The sequence below is a fragment of the Aurantiacibacter spongiae genome, assembly GCF_003815535.1.
GTDB classification, from domain to species: Bacteria; Pseudomonadota; Alphaproteobacteria; order Sphingomonadales; family Sphingomonadaceae; genus Alteraurantiacibacter; species Alteraurantiacibacter spongiae.
Map to the genome: position 1 here is coordinate 857,980 of NZ_RPFZ01000001.1, position 22,320 is coordinate 880,299.

The 22,320-nt window shown below is 64.3% G+C and carries 18 protein-coding genes; 14 read left to right on the plus strand and 4 right to left on the minus strand.

Features of this window, described 5'->3' with window-relative positions; all coding sequences use genetic code 11:
* Positions 1–15: 15 nt before the first annotated feature.
* A complete protein-coding gene (locus EG799_RS04275) occupies positions 16–1,068 on the minus strand; it encodes a nucleotidyltransferase family protein (protein WP_158611009.1) in 1,053 nt (350 codons plus the stop codon).
* Positions 1,069–1,181: 113 nt separating this feature from the next.
* Between EG799_RS04275 and EG799_RS04280 the strand changes: the two genes are divergently transcribed.
* The 8 genes from EG799_RS04280 (at position 1,182) to EG799_RS04310 (ending at position 10,492) form a co-directional block, all read left to right on the plus strand.
* On the plus strand, positions 1,182–3,146 hold the full coding sequence (locus EG799_RS04280) for an asparagine synthase-related protein (protein ID WP_123878863.1): 1,965 nt from the start codon (positions 1,182–1,184) through the stop codon (positions 3,144–3,146).
* Complete coding sequence (locus EG799_RS04285; RefSeq protein ID WP_123878865.1) at positions 3,146–4,090, plus strand: hypothetical protein; 945 nt, start codon at positions 3,146–3,148, stop codon at positions 4,088–4,090. The genes EG799_RS04280 and EG799_RS04285 overlap by 1 nt, the downstream gene beginning before the upstream one ends.
* Before the next feature lies 1 nt (position 4,091).
* A complete protein-coding gene (locus EG799_RS04290) occupies positions 4,092–4,961 on the plus strand; it encodes a sulfotransferase domain-containing protein (protein WP_158611010.1) in 870 nt (289 codons plus the stop codon).
* A 29-nt stretch (positions 4,962–4,990) separates the two neighbouring features.
* Positions 4,991–5,269 (plus strand): PqqD family protein, encoded by a 279-nt coding sequence (locus tag EG799_RS04295; RefSeq protein ID WP_158611011.1) that lies wholly within the window; start codon positions 4,991–4,993, stop codon positions 5,267–5,269.
* Positions 5,270–5,410: 141 nt separating this feature from the next.
* Positions 5,411–5,557 (plus strand): hypothetical protein, encoded by a 147-nt coding sequence (locus tag EG799_RS13950; RefSeq protein ID WP_158611012.1) that lies wholly within the window; start codon positions 5,411–5,413, stop codon positions 5,555–5,557.
* 348 nt (positions 5,558–5,905) lie between these two features.
* Entirely contained in the window at positions 5,906–8,416 is a 2,511-nt protein-coding gene (locus EG799_RS04300; RefSeq protein ID WP_123878871.1) for a glycoside hydrolase family 3 protein, read from the plus strand.
* Positions 8,417–8,438: 22 nt separating this feature from the next.
* Positions 8,439–9,446 carry a cupin-like domain-containing protein gene (locus EG799_RS04305; RefSeq protein ID WP_123878873.1) on the plus strand — a complete coding sequence of 336 codons (1,008 nt, stop codon included), beginning with the start codon at positions 8,439–8,441 and terminating at the stop codon, positions 9,444–9,446.
* 11 nt (positions 9,447–9,457) lie between these two features.
* A complete protein-coding gene (locus EG799_RS04310; protein WP_123878875.1) occupies positions 9,458–10,492 on the plus strand; it encodes a glycoside hydrolase family 5 protein in 1,035 nt (344 codons plus the stop codon).
* Here the strand turns inward: EG799_RS04310 and EG799_RS04315 are convergent.
* Positions 10,489–12,024 (minus strand): glycoside hydrolase family 43 protein, encoded by a 1,536-nt coding sequence (locus tag EG799_RS04315; protein ID WP_158611013.1) that lies wholly within the window; start codon positions 12,022–12,024, stop codon positions 10,489–10,491. The two genes, EG799_RS04310 and EG799_RS04315, sit on opposite strands and share 4 nt — an antisense overlap.
* A 235-nt stretch (positions 12,025–12,259) precedes the next feature.
* On the opposite strand from EG799_RS04315, the gene EG799_RS04320 reads away from it, so the two are divergent.
* The 6 genes from EG799_RS04320 (at position 12,260) to EG799_RS04345 (ending at position 19,189) form a co-directional block, all read left to right on the plus strand.
* A complete protein-coding gene (locus EG799_RS04320; RefSeq protein WP_123878879.1) occupies positions 12,260–13,384 on the plus strand; it encodes a fumarylacetoacetate hydrolase family protein in 1,125 nt (374 codons plus the stop codon).
* A gap of 49 nt (positions 13,385–13,433) precedes the next feature.
* A complete protein-coding gene (locus EG799_RS04325) occupies positions 13,434–14,219 on the plus strand; it encodes an SDR family NAD(P)-dependent oxidoreductase (protein WP_123878882.1) in 786 nt (261 codons plus the stop codon).
* Complete coding sequence (locus EG799_RS04330) at positions 14,210–15,094, plus strand: SMP-30/gluconolactonase/LRE family protein (protein WP_123878884.1); 885 nt, start codon at positions 14,210–14,212, stop codon at positions 15,092–15,094. The genes EG799_RS04325 and EG799_RS04330 overlap by 10 nt, the downstream gene beginning before the upstream one ends.
* Positions 15,091–17,001: a sialate O-acetylesterase gene (locus EG799_RS04335; protein ID WP_234029010.1), complete on the plus strand. Its 1,911-nt coding sequence runs from the start codon at positions 15,091–15,093 to the stop codon at positions 16,999–17,001. Before EG799_RS04330 ends, EG799_RS04335 begins: the two co-directional genes overlap by 4 nt.
* A 140-nt stretch (positions 17,002–17,141) precedes the next feature.
* Complete coding sequence (locus EG799_RS04340) at positions 17,142–18,344, plus strand: glycoside hydrolase 5 family protein (protein WP_199798265.1); 1,203 nt, start codon at positions 17,142–17,144, stop codon at positions 18,342–18,344.
* Positions 18,341–19,189, plus strand: a complete 849-nt coding sequence (locus EG799_RS04345; protein WP_123878888.1) for an aldose 1-epimerase — start codon at positions 18,341–18,343, stop codon at positions 19,187–19,189. The genes EG799_RS04340 and EG799_RS04345 overlap by 4 nt, the downstream gene beginning before the upstream one ends.
* Here the strand turns inward: EG799_RS04345 and EG799_RS04350 are convergent.
* Both EG799_RS04350 and EG799_RS04355 read right to left on the minus strand, forming a co-directional pair.
* Positions 19,186–20,976, minus strand: coding sequence for an IlvD/Edd family dehydratase (locus tag EG799_RS04350; RefSeq protein WP_123878890.1), 1,791 nt, complete (start codon positions 20,974–20,976; stop codon positions 19,186–19,188). The genes EG799_RS04345 and EG799_RS04350 overlap by 4 nt on opposite strands.
* Before the next feature lie 4 nt (positions 20,977–20,980).
* A complete protein-coding gene (locus tag EG799_RS04355; RefSeq protein WP_123882744.1) occupies positions 20,981–22,129 on the minus strand; it encodes a LacI family DNA-binding transcriptional regulator in 1,149 nt (382 codons plus the stop codon).
* Positions 22,130–22,320: the final 191 nt, after the last annotated feature.

The window sequence follows — 22,320 nt, forward strand, 5'->3', positions numbered from 1 at the left end:
CTGCTTGCAGGCGTATCAGCCTCTCCATAACTGCCGCAACGCAAAGGTGCGGCGGAGCTGACGCCAAAAGGAGGGATGGCGCGTTCCGAAGACTGGCGGATCGCGCAACAGCCCGAGGTGCCGGGCATAGCGCAGCGGTGCTGACGGTTCGCTTTCCTCGTTGAGTTGCCGAATGAACGCGGCACGGTGGGAGCGAATCGTTTTCGCATCGCATTCGTCCGGCGCGATGAGGGGTAGCCAGAGCCCGTCGGTGGCTTGCGGCCACAGTTCGCGCAGCAGATCGAAACTGGCACACAGGGCAGGAAGCCCGTCGAGTTCACGAGCGAGCGCAATTGCCTGCTTCCGGGTAGCGCAGTCCACGCCCGATGCCAGCAGCGCGAGATCGCAGAGCCATTTCATCCGCTTCCATCCGGTCGCCGTGCCGTGTGTAATCAGGTAGAGAACATAGTCCGGTCGGCGCAGCGTTTGCGACCTCTCCTCCTTGCTCGAACTCGTAGGGGGATCACGCCACCCCGGGGGGGCATCGCTCAACAGGTGCGCGTGGATCTCTATCTCCGCGCCGGACGCGGGGTCGAAGATGCTCGTCTCACGGTGGTATCGCAAAACCTGGCGCGAATGTTCGACATCGAGTGTCTCGCCGTTTCCGCCCCCTTGCGATCCGCGATAGCCGAGCTTTGCCGCGAGCGTGATCGCATCTTCGGCGCGGCCGGGCTCGATGAGCAAATCGACGTCTTTGGCATGGCGCAGCGACGCGGCCGGATAGAGGCTGTCGCCAAGGTGCCAGCCCTTGACCTCGAGCCAGCCGATGCCCGCCCTGTCGAGCGCATCGCCGAAGCGCCTTACCGCCGCCTTTTGCTGGAGGACGCGGCGCGCATTCCGCGCGGCCTGCCGCTCAAGGAACCGTGCCGCGTCCTCCTCCGCACTGATCCCGCAGGTAGCCACTGCGTGGTGCAGCAATGGGGCGACGCGGTGCCGGAAATGGGCGTAACGGGCCAGGTCGAGATCGATCGGCCCCAATGCCCCGTCTTCCGGAGCGAAACCCAGCGCGGGTGTCAGGGCCTTCGCCAATCGTCGGTTCGCGGGCGAGATTTTCAGCATCGTGAAAGCCTTAGAGCGTTTGTCGGCAACGCAGGCAATAAAACCTTGTCGCCCCGCTCGCGCACAGACTATGCGGGCGCGCAATGTCAGCCATATCCGCCATTTTTCAGCGCGATGGCGCGCCTGTCGCGAAAGACGATGTGGACCGGATGGCCGCGTCCCTGCGGATACATGCGAAGCGCAAGCTGGAAAACCGGCGGCTCGACAATTTCGGCCTTACTTGGGGCCAGGCGGCGCTTTTCACTCCGCATGACCGGTTCGATCAGCAGCCTATCATGTCGGGCAATGCAGGTTTCGTCTTTTCCGGATTCCTGACTTATCGCGGCGATCTGGAAAATGCGCTCGGGATAGAATCTCAGCGCGCGAAGACGATGTCCGACGGCGCTTTGGCACACCGCGCCTGGAACGCCTGGGGGCGCGAAGCCCTGCCCCGGCTGGAGGGCGACTGGGCCTTCATCGCCTGCGACGCCGAACGCCAGACCCTGTTCGCTGCGACCTCGCCATTGATGGCTCCCTCGCTCGTCTATCACGTCGCACCGGACAGGTTCGTCATGGCGTCCGCCCCCAAGGGTATCTTCGCCTTGCCCGACATTCCGCGCGAGGTGGACGAACAACACGTCGCCGATGCCCTGACCCTCAATCTCGAAGACGCCGAGCAGACGTTCTTCAAGGGCATCTCGCTGCTTTGCGCGGGCCACTGGATCGCCGTCTCGCGCAGTGCGGTGGAAAAGCACCGCTGGTACGAGGTCGGCGCCGTCGAACCGGTCCGCTTCGTGCGTGACGAAGAGTACGTCGAAGCCGCCGACGCGCTGACCCGCGATGCGGTAGATACCCACATGCGGGCGGTGCGAACGCCGGCCTGCACGGTCAGCGCAGGTCTCGATTCCTCGACCGTCGCGGTCTACGCGCTCGACGCCCTGCACCGCGACGTTCACGACCTGACGGACCCGCTGCTCGGTTTCACGCACGTTCCCGGCAAGGACTGGGACGGAAGGGTCTTCGGCAAGAGTCGCATCGGCGACGAATCGGGGCCGGTTAAGGCGCTGGCTGGCATGTATCCCGACTTCGAGGTCGAGTTCGTCGACAGCGAGGGTATGGCGCTCGATACCGAACTCGACAAGGTCATACGGCTTGCCGAGATGCCTTTGCCGGGGTGGAACAACCTGCACTGGAGCGTGGCGATCCGGCAGCGCGTGCTGGCTTCCGGCCGCAATGTCATGCTCGGCGGGCAAAGCGGCAACCGGACTCTCTCGTTCAGCAATCGCAGCATCTACCCGCAGCTGTTCCGCGAGGGGCGCTGGGCCGAACTGCATGCGCACCTGCGCGCGATGACCATCGGGCAGGGAATGGCCAAGCGTTACTGGCGTTACGTCTTCCAGCCGCAATTGCCGCCGTCCGCGGTGAAGGCGCTTGCACGGTTTCGCGGCGACGCGATGCACATGGGTTGGCGCGGCTTTTCGGCCATAAATCCGGACTATGCCGCACAGATGCAGGTCGACGAACGGGCCGAGGCGATGGGCCGCGACGACAGTTACGGCACGATCAGAAGCGCGCGCGAACTTCGCGACCTGATGACGATGAATGGCAACCGGGCACAGAATTCGCTCATGCGGATGGCGTTGCAGAGCGCGCACGGCCTGCATGGCCGCGATCCGTTGGGAGACCGGCGGCTGACCGAATTCTGTTATGCGATTCCAGAAGAGCAGTTCATGCGCCCCGGACAGGATCGCTGGCTGATCCGGCGGATGATGGCTGACCGGCTCCCGCGCGAGATTCTGACCGCCCCGCGCGGCCGTCAGGCGGCCGACTGGCACGCACGGTTCACCAAGGATATCGATCGCTACCGCGCGGAAATAGAACGCGCGGCCGAAGACCCCGTCATGGCCGGCCGGTTCGACATCCCCCGACTGCGCAAGCTGCTGGATACGTGGCCCGACAAGACCCCGCTGGATGCTTCGGACCATCCCGACTACGTGCTGGCAATGGTCGGGATCGGGCGGATGATCGGCATGTCGCGCTTCATCAACTGGGTCGAGGGCAAGAACTGATGAACGACACACCCTTCACCGTGACCGCCGACCTCGATCTGGGCAGCCGGGTCGCCCCCTATCTGCGCGATAGCGGCGGCGATGTAACCGTGGAGGAAGGCGAAGTGCCCGCGAGCCTCGCCGACGTTTCGAGCGAGGGCGGCGCGTACCAGGTTGCCGGGGACCGCTTCCTGCTGCGCATTCCGAACGGAGCGAGCTATCTGGTCGAGGGGGGGCGACGCATTGTCTATGCGCGCGGCGGCGCTTCGGACAGGGACGTAGCCCTTTTCCTGCTCGGCACCGCCTGGGGCGCGTTGTGCTACCAGCGTGGTCTCATCCCGCTTCACGCGAGCGGTGTCATCCACGAAGGCAGGGTGCACGCCTTCACCGGTATTTCCGGGGCCGGCAAGTCAACGCTGGCGGCGGCGCTGTCGGACAGGGGCCTGTCCTATTTCACCGACGACGTGCTCATCATCGACCCCGAATTGATCGGCCCGCACGAAGCGGTCTGCTTCGCCGGTCAGAAGGACATGAAGCTGTGGGAAGATGCGCTGGAACTGACCGGTTCGGTGCGGCTTGGCGCAGTGCGCGACCAACCCGACTTCCGCAAATTCTTCGCCGCTCCGCGCACCCCGATCGAAAACTCCAGCGGCCACCTGTCAAGCCTGACGCTGTTGCGCAACACCAACACCCGTCGGGGCAGGGAACCCATCGAGATCGCGCCCGTCACCGGCGCGGTCGCATTGAAGAGTCTTCGCGACAGCGTTTACCGCGTTCGTCTCGCGAGTGCGATCATGGGAACGCGGAAACTCTACACCGTGCTCGCGCGCCTGATCGCCGCGGTTCACGTGCAGACTTTCGACCGGCCCATGCAAAGAGACGTCTTTCCTCGCAGCACGCAGGCCCTGCATGACTGGATCGTCAGCTTCGAGACCCGGACGCAGCGCGGTGGCGGGGCGGGTTGAAATGGGGGTCGAAGGCGACGGAGCGGACAACGAATACCGGATTTCCTGGCTCGCCTCGTTTCCGAAATCGGGAAACACCTGGACCCGCATACTCCTCACGAACCTGATGGCGACCGAACCGTTGGACGAGGAAACCTTTGCCGCCCTGCCGGGATCGATATCGTCGAACCGACCGGGCTTCGATGCCCTGACGGGGCTTCCCTCCTCTGACCTGACCGACGACGAGATCGACCTGGCCCGCCCGGGGCTCTATCGCCAGTTGGCGGCGGAAGCGGACCGGCATCTGTTCGTCAAGGTTCACGACGGCTATCACGATTGCGGCGACGGCCGACCGCTGTTCCCAGCCGAGGTCAGCAAGGGCGCGGTCTATCTCGTCCGCCACCCCTACGACGTGGCGGTTTCCTATGCGAGCCATCAGGGACATGGCGATTTCGACAGGGCAGTGAAGCAGATCAACAACCCCGATCATATCATGGCGGGCGGGGCCAAGTCGCAACTGCGGCAGCGCACGCTGGGGTGGAAAGGCCACTACCGAAGCTGGACGTCGCAGCATGCCATCCCCGTCCTCGTGGTGCGCTACGAGGACATGCTGACAGATACCCGAAAGGCACTCGCGAGCATCGCCGACTTCCTCGACCTGGAAGAGAAGAACGATCCGCAGCGAATTGCCGCCGCCGTGGAGCGCTCATCCTTCGAGATACTGCGCACGCGAGAGGATCGCGTAGGCTTCAGCGAACGTCCCGAGAAGGCCCGACGGTTCTTCAGGAGCGGGCGCGCCGGCGACGGGCTGGCGATGTTGAGTGAACGCCAGCGAAACGCAATCTGGGACGTCAATGGCGACGTCATGGAAGAACTCGGTTACGACCGGTAGAACGAACGAACGACGCAGGGAGCTTCAACTTGGATTTGCGCAACGACAGCACGATCAGGAAAACCGACAATTTCGTGGAAACCGTCGTCGACGACGAGCTTGTTCTCCTGCACATCGTCAACGGCAAGTTCTACAGCCTGAAGGAAACCGGACGCCGCGCCTGGGAATTGCTGGACGATGTCGACCGGTTCGACCGATTGGTCGCGGCAATGCAGGACGAATACGATGTCGCGGAAGCAACCTGCCGGGAACAGCTCGAACATTTGTTGGGCGACTTGCACGAGCGAACACTCGTAAGCGTGAAATAGTGCCAAATTAGTGACAGGCGGTCCGCCATTGGAACAATGGCCGGAACGAAAAGCTGATCTGCCCTTTACGTAGGCGATCGAGTGCTTTAGCTCCTCGTAGGGCGAATCAACGAAACACGGCGTAACAAGGATTTAACGACCATGGCCAATATGAAGACCAACTCCGAAAAGCGCGAATGGACCGCTCCCGTCGTACTCGACGTGAAGGGTGGCATGGGTAACGTCGAGTTCGATTACGAGCCGGGCTCGGATGGATCCGTAAGCATGGGTGGGTCCGCTACGTCCTGATTTGTCGGTCGCCCTTGGCGCGGCGATCTATCTTAGGGTTTTCGAACTGCCGGGCCGACTTCGTCGGGCCGGCAGTTTTCGTATGGCCTGCCGATATGCCACCTCGGTAGCGATCGGTGAAAGGATGCCTGTTCCACATAGCGAGACAACCTCGTGGTAGCGATACCATAAGTGTCCGGCGCGCGACCGCTGCTGGAACGCCGCTTCGCACATTCCGTCTTCTGCAAACGCGCATATCCGCCACCGACTATCCTTTTCTCTCTGGACATCAGCCGCCGCGCCGGTAATGATAACGCTCACATAAGAACGAGCCGGCATATCATGCCGAGACTACGGGGAGGACGTTTTATGCACACACCGCGCGCCAGCCTGTCTGCGATTGCCGCCGGTATACTCGCGACTTCAGCTCTCGCAGGGTGCGCGACGGTTCGCGATTCCGCGCAAGTCTCCAGCGAAAGCGGCGCCGGCGTAGCGCATCCGGAAATCTGGCCGGCCTACGATTATCCCGTGCCCGTCAATCCGGAACACGAGGCCCGCATCGCCAACCTGCTGGCACGCATGACGCTGCCCGAGAAAATCGGCCAGCTGGTGCAGGCCGACCTGTGCTGCGTGACGCCGGAGGATGTCAGAACCTACAATCTCGGATCGATCCTGGTGGGTGGCAACAGCGGCCCATATGGCAACGATCTGGCTCCCGCTCCCGAATGGCTGCGCGCTGCAGACGAGTTCTACGCCAGTTCGGTCGACACCAGCGACGGCGGGGTCGGCATCCCGGTAGTGTGGGGAACCGATGCCGTTCACGGCCACTCCAATATCATCGGCGCGACGCTCTTTCCGCATAATATCGGCCTAGGGGCGATGCGCGATCCCGACCTTGTCGAGCGAATCGGGCAGGTAACCGCCGCCGAAATACGCGTCACCGGACAGGAATGGACCTTTGCGCCGACCGTCGCCGTGCCGCAGGATTATCGCTGGGGCCGCGCCTACGAAGGCTATTCGTCCAATCCCGACCTCGTCGCATCCTATGTCGGCGCAATGGTGCGCGGCCTGCAGGGTCCGCCGAGCAACGACGATCTGCTCTCCGGTCCTTACGTCATCGCTTCGACCAAGCATTTTCTAGCCGACGGCGGCACGGACAATGGCGTTGACCAGGGCAACAGTTCCATCAGTGAAAGCGAACTTCGCGACATCCACGGTGCGCCCTACGGTCCGGCGATCGCGGAAGGCGTTGCCACCGTCATGGTCAGCTTTTCGAGCTGGCAGGGCCGCAAGATGACCGGCAATCGCAGCCTCGTCACCGGCGTCCTGAAGGACCGCATGGACTTCGGCGGCTTCGTGGTGTCCGACTGGAACGCGCATGGACAGGTAGAGGGATGCACCAACGAATCCTGTCCTCAGGCGCTGATGGCCGGAATCGACATGTACATGGCGCCTGACAGCTGGCGTCCGATCTACGACGATCTGCTCGCCCGGGCCGAGGCCGGCACCATTCCCATGTCCCGTATAGACGAAGCCGTGGCGCGTATTCTGCGCGTGAAGATGCGTCTCGGCTTGTTCGAGGCGGGCGCTCCGTCGACCCGGCCTCTGTCCGGCGAATTCGACACGCTGGGTTCACCCGAACACCGCGCCGTCGCGCGAGAGGCGGTGCGCAAGTCTCTTGTCCTGCTCAAGAACCAGAATGTCCTCCCGCTCGCGCCCGGTGGCCGGTTGCTGGTCGCGGGAGAGGGCGCGGACGACCTCGCCCGCCAATCCGGCGGCTGGACGCTGTCATGGCAGGGGACAGGTATCGATAATTCGAACTTCCCGGGCGCGACCTCGATCTATGCCGGCCTTCGGCTGGCGGTCGAGGCCGGAGGCGGCAGCGTGCAGCTTTCGCCCGATGGCAGCTTTACCCAGCGCCCCGATGCCGCCGTGGTTGTCTTCGGCGAGAAACCCTATGCCGAGTTCCAGGGCGACCGGGAAACGCTGGCGCTCGATGCCGACCTGACCGGCCCCTACGCCACGATGGCACGCCTCCGGGCGCAGGGCATTCCGGTCGTGGCACTGATGATCACCGGCAGGCCGCTCTACGTGAACCCCGCGCTCAACGCATCCGACGCCTTCGTCGTAGCATGGCTGCCCGGTAGCGAAGGGGAAGGTATTGCCGACGTGCTAGTCGGCGACGGGGAGGGCAATCCCCGTTTCGACTTTACCGGCAAGCTACCGGCAGACTGGCCGCGCACGCCGGACATGGACGACGGAGCGTTGTTCGAATTCGGCTACGGCCTTACCTACGGTTCCCCTGCCGCGGCGTGGACGCCCCTGGCCGAGGTCGATACCGCCGCCGCCGCCGACACGCGGACCTGGTTCGCCGCCGGACGTCCGGCGGCAAGCTGGTCCCTGCTGGTCGAGGGGAACGAGGGCGACGCCCAGACCCGGGTGACCACCGTGCCGGCGGAGGCGCTATCAGGCCGCGTGCGCGTGAGCGCGGCGGATTTCCAGGTGCAGGAAGGCGCGCGGCGCTTCACGATACAGGACGGGACGGCATCGGTCGTCCTGCGCAATTTCGAGCCGGTCGATCTCGACCGCGAAACCAATGCGGACGTACTGATGCTGGTCACGCTCAACACGATGGACGCGCCCGACAGCGCCATGCTGGGCGCGGCGGGCGAGACGACGAGCGGCATGGTCAGCTTCGCGATGCCGCGAACGGACGGTTTCGTGCGGTATGGCATCCCCCTCAGGTGCCTGCGCTCGAAGGGAGCGGACATGACTGATCTCAACCAGCCCTTCGTGCTGCAGACCACGGGCACCACCGACTTCGCCATCGGCGAGGTGCGGCTGGGCACCGATGCGGAAGTGGTGCTTCCCTGCGACTAAGGTTTTGCCGGACGGAGCGCGCATGACGCCAGTCGGGGAAATTTCTCCTCCCGACCTCGCGACGTTCGAGGCGGAGATCCGGCCGCACTACCGCCCTGTCGTGTTGCGGGGGATCGCGGCGGACTGGCCGATCGTGCAGGCGGGGCGCGAAAGCGCGGATGCGGCGCTCGCGTATCTCGAACGCCTCGATAGCGGCGCGCCGACCGAGATCATGATGGCCCCGCCGCGCGAACGCGGTCGCTTCTTCTACGCCCCCGACATGCGGGGCTTCAACTTCCAGAAGCAGCACGGAACCTTGTCCCAGCTCGCCGGGCACCTGCGGCAGATAGCCGCGGAACCCGAACCCATCGCGATCTATGCCGGCGCGACGGAAGCAGCAACGCATCTGCCCGGTTTCGAGGCAGTGCATCCCTTTCCCCTGCTCGACCGGGCGACGCAGCCGACCACGCGGGTCTGGCTGGGCAACGCGACCCAGGTGGCGACGCATTTCGATCTGTCGGACAATTTCGCGGTCGTGGCGCTGGGCAGGCGTCGTTTCACGCTTTTCCCTCCGGAGCAGACGAAAAACCTCTATGTCGGGCCGCTCAACGTCACGCTGGCGGGACAACCGGTCAGCATGGTCGATCCGCTCGCCCCCGATACCGACCGTTACCCGCGGTTTGAAGAAGCCCAGGCGAGCGCGCAATTCGCCGAGCTCGAACCAGGTGACGCGATCTACATTCCTACCTTGTGGTGGCATCATGTCGCCGCGACCGATCCGATCGGCATCCTCGTGAATTACTGGCACAACGATGCCGTGCGCGGCGGCGGTTTCCTGGCGATGGTACACGCCATGCTGACGATCCGCGATCAGCCTGCGCCGCAGCGCGAAGCATGGCGCGCATGGTTCGATCATATGGTGTTCGGCGAGGACGCACAGGCTGCCGCCGATCACCTGCCACTGCCCGCGCGTGGTGTGAACGGACCGCCTTCGCCGCAACGAGACGAACAGATCAGGCAGTTCCTGGTGCAGGTTCTGTCGAGCAAATGAGGAGAAAGATCATGTCGAAATTCCCGCACCTTGCCGCGTTCGCTGCGCTGATACTTACCGGCTGCGCCGCGCAGACGCCGCCCTCCGCGAATTCGGCAACGCAGGTGACGGAGCGGTCCCTGCCGGTTGGCACCTGCATCAATATCGGCAACACGCTGGAGCTTTCCGCCGATGCGCCGCCCCCGCCCGCGCCGCTGTCGGAAACCGACTTCCGGCACATCAAAGAGGCCGGTTTCACGACGATACGCCTGCCGGTTCGCTGGGACGACAAATCATCCCCCACTGCTCTCTACACCATTGACGCCGCCTGGATGGACAAGGTTCAGCAAGCCGTCGACTGGGCGCTCGCAAACGACCTCAACGTCATCCTCAACAGCCACCACTTCAACCCGATCCACGAAGATCCGGCCGGGGTTGCGCCGTGGCATGGCGGGGTCTGGCGACAGATCGCGCAGCGCTTTGCCGACTATCCTGAAGACCGGCTCTGGTTCGAGCTGGAAAACGAGCCGCACAACAAGTTCGACGACAGCAATCTGTTGGCCACGCTGGCGCCGGCGCTGGCGGCGGTGCGCGCTACGAACCCGACCCGGCCGGTTATCATCGGCGGCGAGGAGTGGAGCGGCGTCGATTCGCTCGCCACGCTGCGCCTGCCCGACGACCCCAACGTCTATCCGACGTTCCATTATTACGCCCCGTTCGAATTCACTCATCAGGGCGCAAGCTGGGTCGAGCCGTCGCCACCGCCGCCCGGTCGCAGCTTCGGTAGCGCCGAGGACATGGCTCAGTTGCAGGCGGACGTCGCCAAGGTGGAAGCTTATGCCGAACGGACCGGCAAGCTGCCCTTCATGGGTGAAACCGGCGCCTATGACCGGCACATACCGACCGCCGAACGCGCAGCGTATCACCGCGCGGTGCGCGAGGCCTTCGAGGGAACGGGGGTCGGCATCTGTACCTGGGCCTATGCCAATACCTTCCCCTTCTACGACCGCGAACAGGGTGAGTGGCTACCTGGCATGCTGGCGGCAATGGGCCTGCCCGAAGACTAGTCCGCCGCGCCCCAGCCGTAGGGGCCGGCAACCACGCCTGCGAACAGGTCCGAATGGGCCGAAGCCATGTGTTCGATATTGATGGCGTGGGCGAGTGTCCTCCACCCGCCTTCGCCAACGCGCCAGTCGATGTCGGCCACCCCGTCGCGGATGGTCAGTCGCAGGTCAACCGGCGTATTCCCTCCCGCGAACGGCGAGGAGGCTATCAGGACGCCCTCTTCTGGATCGCTGGCCAGATCGTGCCGCCGCACGACGATCTGCGTTTCTCCATCGAGCATCTCGATGCCGGCGAGGAGGAAATTCTCTTCGTTGGCCATGGCGAGAAGGCCAGCCCCCTCCCCCTTGCCCGAAGGGGCGAAGGTCAGGCGCGTGGTCCACCTCGCCGCAGGGTGGCGCATCCGTCGCCCGAGAAAATGCGGTTTACCCGGCCCGCTTGCCGCGTCGGCGCCCGGCACCAGCAACAGCGCATTCGCACTGCGGTCCAGTGCATACCACTGCACGGGGGCGGGATTGCGAACCTCCAGCCAGTCCTGCGCCAGTTTGCCGTTCGAAAAATCGTCCGTAATGCGCGACCAGTCCGTCCCTGCGCCCTCCGGCAAATCCGGTCTTGTGGAGATAAGTGGGACCGGCTCTCCTGGAGCGAGGACGCGGGGCCAGCCATCGGTCCATTCGACCGGGAGGAGCCAGCTTTCGCGGCCAAGAAGGGTCGACATGCCGGTGAACGGCCGCATGGCGAGGAAGGTCGCCCACCAGCTTCCGTCGTCCAGCCGAACCATGTCGGCATGACCTGTCGCTTCCACCCGATCGGCCCGGTCGGCAGGCAGGTCGCGCTGTGTCAGCGTCGGGTTGACCGGCCCGGGTTCGTAAGGTCCGGTGACGCTGCGGCTGCGGTAGATCGTCTGCGAATGCTGATCCATCGTGCCGCCTTCGGCGACGCTGAGATAATACCAGCCACCCATGCGATAGATATGTGGTCCTTCAGCCCAGACAGGCTGCGTGGACAGATCGGTGCCGCCATTCACGAGCAGCGTACGCTCGCCGGTGACTTCACCGCTCGCCAGGTCGATCGGCTGTATCCAGATGGCGCGATGCCCCTCGTAAAGCGGATCGCCGGGAGGGGCATCGTTGTTAATCACCCAGGCCTGTCCGTCCTCGTCGACGAACAGCGACGGATCGATACCCCCGATGTCCACCCATATCGGATCGGACCACGGTCCAGCCGGATCGCGCGCGGTAACGAAGAAATTTCCGCCGCACCGAACGCATGTATTGAAGATGACGAAAAGACCATTCCGATAATCGATGGCGGGCGCATAGAGGCCGTCCGCGACCAGTCTGCTATGCCCGAGATCGACCATCCCGGGCCGGTCGATGGCGTGGCCGATCAGTTTCCAGTTTACGAGGTCGGTGCTGTGGAAGATTGGCAAGCCGGGAAACCATCCGAATGTCGATGTGACGAGGTAGAAGTCCTTCCCCACCCGCACGATGGAGGGATCAGGATAAAAGCCGGGCAGAACGGGATTGCGGAACATGCCCTCCGGCGGCGGCGGTGTGTCCAGCGCGGTGTAATGGAATCGCTCGAACCGCGCCGTGGGGCCGGCCTGAACGGGCGTGGATACCGCTGAGGCCGACAGACATGCGGAAGCTCCCAATACCATGGCGCGCCACCGTGCGTCGAAGTGCTTCATACCTCTCGCTTTCGCCTTGCGAATGTTCGCTTGCGTTCATATGGTAGCGCTATCAAGGGAGAGGGCAACAACGCTCGCAATGTCAACTGACCTGATTTCCATCCTGCCGGCCGATGCCGGTGAGGGCACATTCATCGGCCGCGCGCAATCGCCCGACGGACCATGCGTCATAGCCCTACGCGGTGGGCGCCTGTTCGATCTGACCCGACAGGTTGCCACGGTGTCGGGCGCCATTGCGCGTCGCCAGTTCGCAGGCGGGGCGGAGATTGGCGCGCTGGCCGACGGTCTGCCCGCCGGATGGTCGCTGCTTTCCCCCATCGATCTGCAATGCATAAAGGCCAGCGGCGTTACCTTCGCCCTGTCCGCGATCGAGCGCGTCATCGAGGAGCGGGCGCGCGGCGATGCGTCCCGGGCTATGGAAATCCGGGACGAACTCGAAAGCACGGTCGGGTCCGGGATCCGTTCGGTCGTGCCCGGTTCGGACGAAGCGATGCAGTTGAAGCAGGCGCTGATCGACAAGGGCATGTGGTCCCAATATCTGGAGGTCGCCATCGGCCCCGATGCGGAAATCTTCTCAAAATCCCCCGTGCTTTCTTCGGTCGGCCACGATGCGCCTATCGGGGTGAGGTCCGACTCCAGCTGGAACAACCCGGAACCCGAAGTCGTGCTCGTATGCGACGCGAAAGGCGCGATACTGGGTGCGACTTTGGGCAACGACGTCAATCTGCGCGATTTCGAAGGACGCTCGGCCCTGCTTTTGTCCAAGGCGAAGGACAATACGGCAAGCTGCGCGATCGGACCGTTCATCCGTCTGTTCGACGACCATTTCACGCTCGACGACGTGCGCGGTGCCGATGTCGAACTGACGATAGAAGGACCGGAAGGCTACCGGCTCGAAGGCCGCAACGAGATGGCGCAGATCAGCCGCGATCCGGCGGATCTGGTAAGCCAGTGCCTGTCCGAACATCATTATCCCGATGGGTTCGTGCTGTTCTGTGGCACGCTGTTCGCTCCGACCCAGGATCGGGACGAGCCGGGCGCCGGCTTCACCCACAAGATGGGCGACAGCGTGACTATCCGTTCCGAACGGATCGGCACCCTTCGCAACACCGTCACGACCTCGCGCGATGCCCCGTCCTGGACGTGCGGCATCGGCGAATTCGTCCGCAACCTCACACAGCGCGGACTGGTGGACAGGATATAAACGGCCGGACGAAGGTATCGGCACCTTACTTACGGGGAGAGTGATCCGCATGGCGGAAGCGAATTTGGGTATTGCCGGCAAGGCTGCGATCTATCCCAGTCTGCGCGACAAGAGGGTTATCGTCAGCGGCGGCGGGTCCGGCATCGGCGCCGGCCTTGTGGAGGGATTTGCGAGGCAGGGGGCGAAGGTCGCCTTTGTCGATGTGGCCGAGGACGCGAGCCGCGGGGTTTGTCAGGCGCTGGCGGAAGCCGATCACGCGCCGATCTTCCGCCCCTGCGACATAACCGATACCGAAGCCTACACCTCGACCATCCTCGATCTTGTCGGGGAAATGGGCGGTTGCGATGTGCTTTTGAACAATGCCGCGAACGACGACCGGCACAAGATTGCCGACGTCACCAGCGCCTATTGGGACGACCGCATGGCGGTGAACCTCAAGCACCAGTTCTTCGCCGCTCAAACCGTGGTGCCGGCGATGAAGAAGGCCGGCGGTGGCTCGATCGTCAATCTGGGCTCGATCAGCTGGCATCTGGGCCTGGAAGACCTGACGATCTACCAGACCGCCAAGGCAGCCATTGAAGGACTGACCCGCAGCTTGGCGCGCGAACTGGGCCGGGCGAACATTCGGGTGAACACGATCGTGCCGGGCAACGTGAAGACCCCACGGCAGGAAAAGTGGTACACGCCCGAAGGCGAGGCGGAGATTGTCGCTGCGCAATGCCTGGACGGGCGCATCCACCCGGTCGACATTGCCGCCATGGCGCTGTTCCTCGCCAGCGACGATGCGCGCTACTGCACGGCTCACAATTACTGGGTCGACGCCGGATGGAGATAGAACTGCCCGTTCGCCAGCTGCTCGATACGAAGGCGCTGCTGGGTGAAGGGGCGGTGTGGGATCATGCGCGCAAGATCGTCTGGTTCGTCGACATCAAGCGGCGGCACCTATGGCATTACGACCCGGACACGGGCAGCAATGCGCACGTCGAAGCGCCCGACCAGATCGGCTGGGCCTTGCCGGCGAACGGGGGCGCGCTGCTTTGCGGACTGAAGGACGGTCTGCACGTCTTCGATCCCCGAACGCGGGATTTCGACAAGCTTGCCGACATACCGGGGGAAAGCCCGGCCAATCGCCTCAACGACGCCTGCACCGATCCGTGGGGCCGAGTGTGGTTCGGCACGATGCACGACGAAGAAGAGCTGTCATCGGGACGGTTCTACGTTTTCGATCGGGGGGAGATCAGGCCCGCTGGTCCATCCGGCATCACGATCACAAACGGTCCGGCCGTGAACCGCGACGGCTCCCTCATCTATTTCACCGACACCCTGGGAAGGACGATTTACGTCGCCGACCTTACGGCGGATGGGGTTGGCGAGCCGCGCCTCCTTGTCGATACCTCCCGCGACTTCCCCGGTGCCTACCCGGATGGCCCGGTAGTGGACGCCGAGGGGTACATCTGGACCGCGCTTTACCTTGGGGGGCGCGTGGCGCGCTATTCCCCCGAAGGAACGCTGGCGGCGACGGTCGCGATACCGGCCCGGGACGTGACCAAGCTGGCGTTCGGCGGAACCGATCTTTCCACTGCCTTCGTGACCAGCGCAACCAAGAATATGGAGCCCGATGACATGACACGCTTTCCACAGGCCGGTAGCCTGTTCGCTTTCGACGCTCCCGCCCCGGGTTTCGTCCAGCCGCTGGTTGAACTGGCATGAGGCTCGCGTTTGCTCTTGTCGGATTCCTGGCTCTCGGTGGCACGGCGCAGGCAACCCCGGTGCTGGATGCAGGCTATGGCGACCGAATGGTGCTACAGCGCGATCTGCCGATCGAGGTTGCGGGCAATGCCGAACCGGGGTCTCGCGTCGAAGGGACGCTGGGCGACGACACCGCGAATGCGCAGGCCGGGCCCGACGGTCGCTTTCGCCTGACCTTTTCCTCGCACGATGCGGCGAGCGAGCCCATGACGCTTACCGTGTCGGATCCGACCGGAACTGCCCGGCTGTCCGGTGTTCTGGTCGGTGATGTCTATCTGTGCTCGGGGCAGTCCAACATGGAACTGCCGGTGGTGCGCGCGCTGAATGTCAGCAACGAGCTGCGCATGGCCGGCGACGAGGGCCTTCGCCTGCTTCAGGTGCCCAAGGTTACCGCTTCCACACCTGTTCACGCATTCGGGGAAGCAGCGCACTGGCAAGCTGCGAGCGGCGATACTGCCGCCGATTTCTCCGCAGCCTGTTTTTATATGGGCAAGCAATTGCGCGCCGATCATCCCGACGTTCCGGTCGGCCTCATCCATTCCAGCTGGGGTGGCAGCGCGGCCAATGCATGGCTTTCGCCCGAAGGGGTTCGTATCCTCTACGGAGAGCAGCCTCTCGCCCGGCTTCGGCAATACGATCAGGATCCACTCGCGGCAGCGCGCTCCTTCGCGCCCGAATGGTATGACTGGTATCGCGGTGTATCGGGAGGCAGCGAGCCGTGGAAGGACAGCGCGCAGCTCGACTGGCGACCGATCCCGAAGTTCTCGTTCTGGAACGAATGGACTGGCACCGGCCTCGACACCAACCCCAACGGGCTGGTGTGGTTGCGCCAGACCTTTACGCTGACGCCCGAACAAGCGGCTTCGGCGGGTAGCATTTCCATCGGTGCCATCGACGATCTGGACATGACCTTCGTCAACGGGGCGCCCGTCGGCTATACCTTCGGCTGGGGAACCGAGCGAACCTATCGTGTGCCGGCCGCCGATCTCAAGGCTGGCAAGAACGAAGTCCTGATCGCCGCCTGGAATGCCTGGGACACCGGCGGCTTCTACGCCGGACCAGACCGACTGTTCTTTTCGCCAGGCGATGGCGGCGATGCCGTTCCGCTGGGCGCGGACTGGGACTACGCCGTGATGCGCACGGACGAAGCACCGCCCCGTGCGCCGTGGGATGCCCTGGTTGGCACGGGAGTCATGCACAATGCCATGATCGCACCGATCGGACCGATGCGGGTCAAGGGAGTCGCCTGGTATCAGGGGGAGGCCGATGTCGGCCAACCCGGATACGCCGACCGTCTGCGCGAACTTTTCGCCGGATGGCGACGGCAGTTCGGTGATCAGGCGCGAATGATGGTCGTGCAACTGGCCGGATGGGGCACGCCGCAGGCCGAACCCGTTGCCTCCGGCTGGGCCGAGCTGCGGCAGCAACAGCTCGACGCCGTTGTCGCCGACGACAACGCGGCGCTGGTCGCCGCGACCGACCTGGGAGAGCCGACCGATATTCACCCCGCCAACAAGAATGTGCTTGGCAAGCGACTGGCCATGGCCGCCGAGGGCGAACCCATGCCCATGCCTGACAGCGCGGTTCTGACGGGCGACACCATTCGCCTCCGGTTGAGCGGCGTCGAGGGTGGATTGCGTGCCATCGGAGGTCCGTACGGTCTGGGCGTCGAACTGTGCGGGGAGATGCAAGAGAGTTGCCGCTTCGTACTGCCCGCCTTGCAGGGGGACACGATGCTGATCCGTACCGACCAGGGCGGACCGGTGGCGCGGGTGCGCCACGCTTGGTCCGACGCTCCGCTCATCAATCTCTACGACGAGCGTGGCCTGCCGGTGCCCGGCTTCGAACTGCCCGTAGCGCAACCGTGAAGTTCGACAGGCGCGGGCTACTCGCATCGGCAGCCGCGATTTCGCTGGCCGGCTGCACCACCTTGTCACCGTCGTCCCTATCACGGTCCCCGCGTCGCGCTATCGTCGTTCGGAGCGGCGCAGGGTTCTCGCGGGGCGGATTGGCCTACCGGATCGTGGGCGCGAACATGTGGTATGCCGCCTGGCTCGCCGCCGATGCGCCGTTCGGGGACCGCGACCGGCTTCGACGCGAACTGGATCGGCTCCGCAGTCTCGGGATCAACAACCTGAGGATCATGGCATCGGCCGAGGAAGGCCCGCTCACGAACTCGATCAAACCCGGCTTCACCCGGCCGGACGGTTCGCCGAATCCCGCGCTGTTCGAAGGGCTGGACCGGGCGATGGCCGAGATCGGCAGCCGCGGCATGACCGCGGTGCTGGTCCTTTCCAACTTCTGGGAATGGTCGGGTGGCCTGCAGACGCTGCTCTGGCGCGCAACGGGCGAGTACATGGACATGGGCGATCCCGCGCACCCCTGGCCCGCATTCGCCGACGCGACGGCACGTTTCTATGCCAACCCCCAAGCGCGCGAACTCTACGCCGCCCATCTGGACCGCATCGTGTCGCGCACCAACTCGATTACCGGGCGTCCATATGCCGAGGATCCCGCCATATTCAGCTGGCAGCTGGCCAACGAACCGCGCCCCGGCGGAAGCGATGCGGCTATCGCCGCGAACGTCGCCGATTATCGCGACTGGATCGAAAGCAGCGCCAGTCATATCCGCGAGCTCGACCCGCACCATCTCGTGTCACTGGGGCAGGAGGGAACGCAGGCGACGAACGGTAGCGAGGACATCGTGCTTACCGCCCACCGTCAGATGGACTATCTCACCGCGCATATCTGGCCGCTCAACTGGGGCTGGGTGGATGGCGACGACCTGTCGGGCACCTGGTCGGAAGGCAGCGGGCTGACCCACGAATACATCGCCGCGCACGAACGCCTTGCCGGGCAGCTCGGAAAGCCGCTGGTGATCGAGGAGTTCGGCTTCCCCCGCGATGGCGAATCCTACGATCCCGCCGCCGGCACCACGTTCCGACAACGCTTCTACGCCACGATCTACGATGCGGTCGAACGATCGGTGCGTTCCGGCGGGCCGCTTGTCGGCAGTAATTTCTGGGCTTGGAACGGTGAGGCCCGTGCGCAGCATGGCGATTACCGCTTCGTCGATGGCGACCGCGCCTACATGGGCGATCCCCCGCACGAGCCCCAGGGCTGGTACGGAAACTTCGACAGCGACGCCGACATGCTGGCGCTAATCCGGCAACACGCTGAAGCGGTGCTCCCCCGAACCGGTCCGACATGATCGAACTGCGCGCCGGCAAATGGCGAGCGGTGCTTCGTCCGCAGCTCGGTGGTTCTCTTGTTTCGCTGACCTGCGGCGACCTGCCTGTTTTGCGCGAAACGACCCTTGAGTGCGATGACGTTCTTCAATCGGCCTGCTTTCCGCTCGTCCCCTTTTGCAACCGCGTAGCCGAGGGACAGTTCGATTTCGGCGGGAGCACGGTGCGGTTGGAACCCAACCTGCCGCCCCAGCGCCATCCGCTGCATGGCTTCGGCTGGCGACGCGAATGGCGAACGGTTCGCTCGGATCGCCACAGCGCCCTTATGGAAGATGAATACGCGGCGGGCGAATGGCCCTGGCCCTACCGCGCGCATCAGCACGTCGCGCTGGACGAGGACGGGTGCACCATTCGCCTGCTGGCGGAAAACAGGTCGGATCGGACCGCCCCGATGGGGCTGGGCCTGCATCCCTATTTTCGCCGCGGCGCAGAGACCGTCGTGGCTTTCGAAGCGCGGGGCATGATGGGAATTGACGAGGAGTTTCTCCCCGACGGATCGGTGGAGGATGCAAGCCACGTGGCTGACTTTACCGCCGGCGCGGCGCTACCCGAACGCCTGGTCGACAACTGCTTCGTCGACTGGACTGGCACGGCCACGATAAGCGACCGGCTAGGAGCGATTCGGCTCAGGGCGTTCGGTGCGCCCCATTGCCACGTCTTCTCGCCGACGGAAGAGCCGACATTGTGCATCGAGCCGATCAGCCACACGCCGGACGCCCTCAATCGCGCACCGGGGGAAATGATCTCCCTCCCCTCATGCGCGGCAGCGGCAATCGCGCTGAGGATCGAGGCCGACGGCCCGCTCTAGTGGTTGTGTCGCGGCAACTTCCGGCTGGTCCCGCGGTATTTCAGTGCGAAGTCCATCACGCCGCCCTCGCCCAGTTGGCCGGTCTTTTCGCGGAAAAGTTCTTCCCAAGGCGTATTGCTTTCGGGGATCGGCGGCGCCGGGTCTTCGGCCAGGCGCCGTGCGATCTCCTCGTCGTCGACCAGCGCGTTGCACGTCGCTTCGTTCAGGTCGACGCGTATCGTGTCGCCGGTGCGCAGCCATGACAACCCGCCGCCCGCCGCGCTTTCGGGAGAAACGTTGAGGATGGAGGGGCTGTCGCTGGTGCCCGACTGCCGGCCGTCCCCCAGCGTCGGTAGCCATTGCGACCCGCGCCGGATCAAGGCGTCGGGCGGCTGCATGTTGACTACCTCGGCGCTGCCCGGCCAGCCGATGACGCCCGAACCGCGAATTACCAGGATGCAATCCTCATCTATATCGAGCGAGGGATCGTTGATGCGGCGGTGGTAGTCGTCCGACCCGTCGAACACGATGGCACGTGCTTCGAATATGCCTTCCCGGCCGGGACGGGAGAGGTAGCGGTCACGAAATTCGTCGGAGATGACCGAGGTCTTGAGGATGCCGAAATCGAACAGGTTTCCGGACAGGACGAGGAAGCCGGCCTTCTCCATCAGCGGATTGTCAAAGCGGCGAATCATCTCGCGATCGTGACTTTCCCGGCCGCACAGGTTTTCCGCCATTGTTGCACCGGTGCAGGTGGCGACGTCACCGTGGAGCCTGCCCGCCTGCAGCAATTCCCACAACGCCGCCGGCACGCCCCCCGCCCGGTGGAACCGTTCACCCAGATATTCGCCCGCCGGCTGCATGTTGACGAGCAACGGCAAATCGTAGCCGTGGGCCTGCCAGTCTTCCGGATTCAGGGCAACGCCAGCATGAGCCGCCATCGCCTGGATATGAGGCTGTGCATTGGACGATCCGCCGACCACGCTGACGAGTGCGATGGCATTGAGAAAAGCCTCTCGCGTCAGGATGTCGGAAGGTTTGAGATCCTCGCGCACCATCTCCACGATACGTTGGCCGGTGCGATAGGCGTATTGTCCCCGCTCGCGATAGGGGGCGGGTACCGCCGCGCAGCCTGTCAGGCTGAGGCCGAGCGCCTCGGCGACGGCGTTCATGGTGCTCGCCGTTCCCATCGAATTGCAATGTCCGGCCGATGGCGCGCTGTCGGTGGCGCGGTCGAGGAACTCCTCTTCGCTGATCTCGCCCGCCGCCAGTTTCCGGCGGCTGCGCCAGATCACCGTGCCGCTGCCGACCAGTTCGCCCTCGTGCCAGCCGTCCAGCATTGGCCCACCCGACAGGACGATGGCGGGAATGTCGACCGTGCTTGCCGCCATGATCTGGCTCGGTGTGGTCTTGTCGCATCCCGTGGTCAGCACGACGCCGTCGATCGGATACCCGTTCAGCAGTTCGACGAGCCCGAGATAAAGCAGGTTGCGGTCGAGTGCGGCAGTCGGACGGCGGCAATTCTCGAAGATCGGATGGACGGGAAATTCCATCGGGATGCCGCCGGCGTCGCGAATACCGTCGCGCACGCGCCTGGCCAACTCGATATGTATGCGATTGCAGGGCGATATGTCGCTGCCGGACTGCGCAATACCGATAATCGGTCGTCCGCTGCGCAGTTCTTCCGGCGTGATGCCGTAATTCATGAACCGCTCCAGATAGAGCGCGGTCATGTCCATGCGTTCGTGATTGTCGAACCAGTCGCGGCTGCGCAGTCGGCGGGCGGGCTTTTCTGTCTCGTCAGTCATGCAGTCAGGCATTTCTCGCTTGAGCTCGTGGCGCACCGTTCGCCGCCAGGGTGTCCGCTGATGTCCGCGCGAGACTGGGACCGGCGTCCGATTCCCGGCGGATCAACTTGGTCGGCATCACCTTGATCTCCGGCCTGACCTTCTCTCCCGATCGCCGCGCCTTCATGATGCGGGCGACGGCCTGCACCGCCCACGCCGTCATCTCACGGATCGGCTGCCTGACGGTAGTGAGTTCGGGCCAGATGGTACTGGCCATCGCCGTGTCGTCGAACCCGCAGACGGTGATGTCGTTGGGGACGTCAAGATGGTTGCGATGCGCCACCGCGACGCTGGCGGCGGCCATGTCGTCGTTCGAAGCGAAGATCGCAGTCGGCCTGTCCGGCAGTGCAAGCAGTTTCTGCGTGGCGGCCATTCCGCTGCGATAAGTGAAGCGACCCTGGACGATCAGGTCGTCATCCGCTTCCAACCCGGCGTCGGCCATCGCCGCACGATAGCCGTCTAGACGCCGGCCGCTTGCCACCTGCTCCGGATTGCCGATGATGAAGCCGATGCGCGTATGCCCGAGTCCGATGATATGACGCGTCATGTCGTAAGCGGCCTGGAAGTCGTCGATCGTAACCGCGCCGCTCGATCCGGTGGCCTTGCCGGGTCCCACCTCGATGGCAATCGCGTCAAGTTCGGTCACGAGATCGAGCACCCGCTGATCGTCGCACAGGGGGGGCGGAAGGATGAATCCACGAATACCGCCGTCGACCAGCCGACGAACAAGTGGCAGTGCGTCTGCCGGATTTTCGCACGCTTCGACAACGACGTGCAGGTCGCTGCGACCCGCTTCCTCTAGCGCCCCCATGAGAAATTCGCTGAGATAGGAGGCCGAAGGGTTGTCGAACATCACCGCCACGCGCACCTGCTCCGCGCCCGCCAGGCTGCGGGCGGCGCGGTTGGGCGAATAGTTGAGCTTGGCGATCGCCGCCTGGACAACCTCGCGCGTTTCTTCGCGAACATTGCCTTCCCCGTTCACTACGCGGCTCACGGTCATTGGCGAACACCGCGCCTCCCGTGCAACGTCACCGATGGTAGGCGCGGAATTACCGCGCCGCGACCCGCGACGCGTGCGCGAGGACGTTTCCTTCGAGTTGCCGTCAGCGTTCATCGTGTCGGCCATAGCGCCGGTTTCCGGATGGCAGCAAGTACGCGTGACATGTCCTTCGATTTCGCCCACTTCCGGGACGACGGTACCGGCAGTCTCCCCCTCCACGGTGAACCGCCTCAAGCTGGTTGACAAGCATGTGGGCCACCATCATGGTAGCGCTACCACAGGAGCCGGGGCAGTCAAGTACGCTG

What these genes read in the sequence shown, in the direction of transcription:
- EG799_RS04280 (WP_123878863.1), top strand. Translation starts at nt 1,182, where the DNA reads ATGTCAGCCATATCCGCCATTTTTCAGCGCGATGGCGCGCCTGTCGCG.
- EG799_RS04285 (WP_123878865.1), top strand. Translation starts at nt 3,146, where the DNA reads ATGAACGACACACCCTTCACCGTGACCGCCGACCTCGATCTGGGCAGC.
- EG799_RS04290 (WP_158611010.1), top strand. Translation starts at nt 4,092, where the DNA reads ATGGGGGTCGAAGGCGACGGAGCGGACAACGAATACCGGATTTCCTGG.
- EG799_RS13950 (WP_158611012.1), top strand. Translation starts at nt 5,411, where the DNA reads ATGGCCAATATGAAGACCAACTCCGAAAAGCGCGAATGGACCGCTCCC.
- EG799_RS04300 (WP_123878871.1), top strand. Translation starts at nt 5,906, where the DNA reads ATGCACACACCGCGCGCCAGCCTGTCTGCGATTGCCGCCGGTATACTC.
- EG799_RS04305 (WP_123878873.1), top strand. Translation starts at nt 8,439, where the DNA reads ATGACGCCAGTCGGGGAAATTTCTCCTCCCGACCTCGCGACGTTCGAG.
- EG799_RS04310 (WP_123878875.1), top strand. Translation starts at nt 9,458, where the DNA reads ATGTCGAAATTCCCGCACCTTGCCGCGTTCGCTGCGCTGATACTTACC.
- EG799_RS04315 (WP_158611013.1), bottom strand. Translation starts at nt 12,024, where the DNA reads ATGTTCCGCAATCCCGTTCTGCCCGGCTTTTATCCTGATCCCTCCATC.
- EG799_RS04320 (WP_123878879.1), top strand. Translation starts at nt 12,260, where the DNA reads ATGTCAACTGACCTGATTTCCATCCTGCCGGCCGATGCCGGTGAGGGC.
- EG799_RS04325 (WP_123878882.1), top strand. Translation starts at nt 13,434, where the DNA reads ATGGCGGAAGCGAATTTGGGTATTGCCGGCAAGGCTGCGATCTATCCC.
- EG799_RS04330 (WP_123878884.1), top strand. Translation starts at nt 14,210, where the DNA reads ATGGAGATAGAACTGCCCGTTCGCCAGCTGCTCGATACGAAGGCGCTG.
- EG799_RS04335 (WP_234029010.1), top strand. Translation starts at nt 15,091, where the DNA reads ATGAGGCTCGCGTTTGCTCTTGTCGGATTCCTGGCTCTCGGTGGCACG.
- EG799_RS04345 (WP_123878888.1), top strand. Translation starts at nt 18,341, where the DNA reads ATGATCGAACTGCGCGCCGGCAAATGGCGAGCGGTGCTTCGTCCGCAG.
- EG799_RS04350 (WP_123878890.1), bottom strand. Translation starts at nt 20,976, where the DNA reads ATGACTGACGAGACAGAAAAGCCCGCCCGCCGACTGCGCAGCCGCGAC.
- EG799_RS04355 (WP_123882744.1), bottom strand. Translation starts at nt 22,129, where the DNA reads ATGAACGCTGACGGCAACTCGAAGGAAACGTCCTCGCGCACGCGTCGC.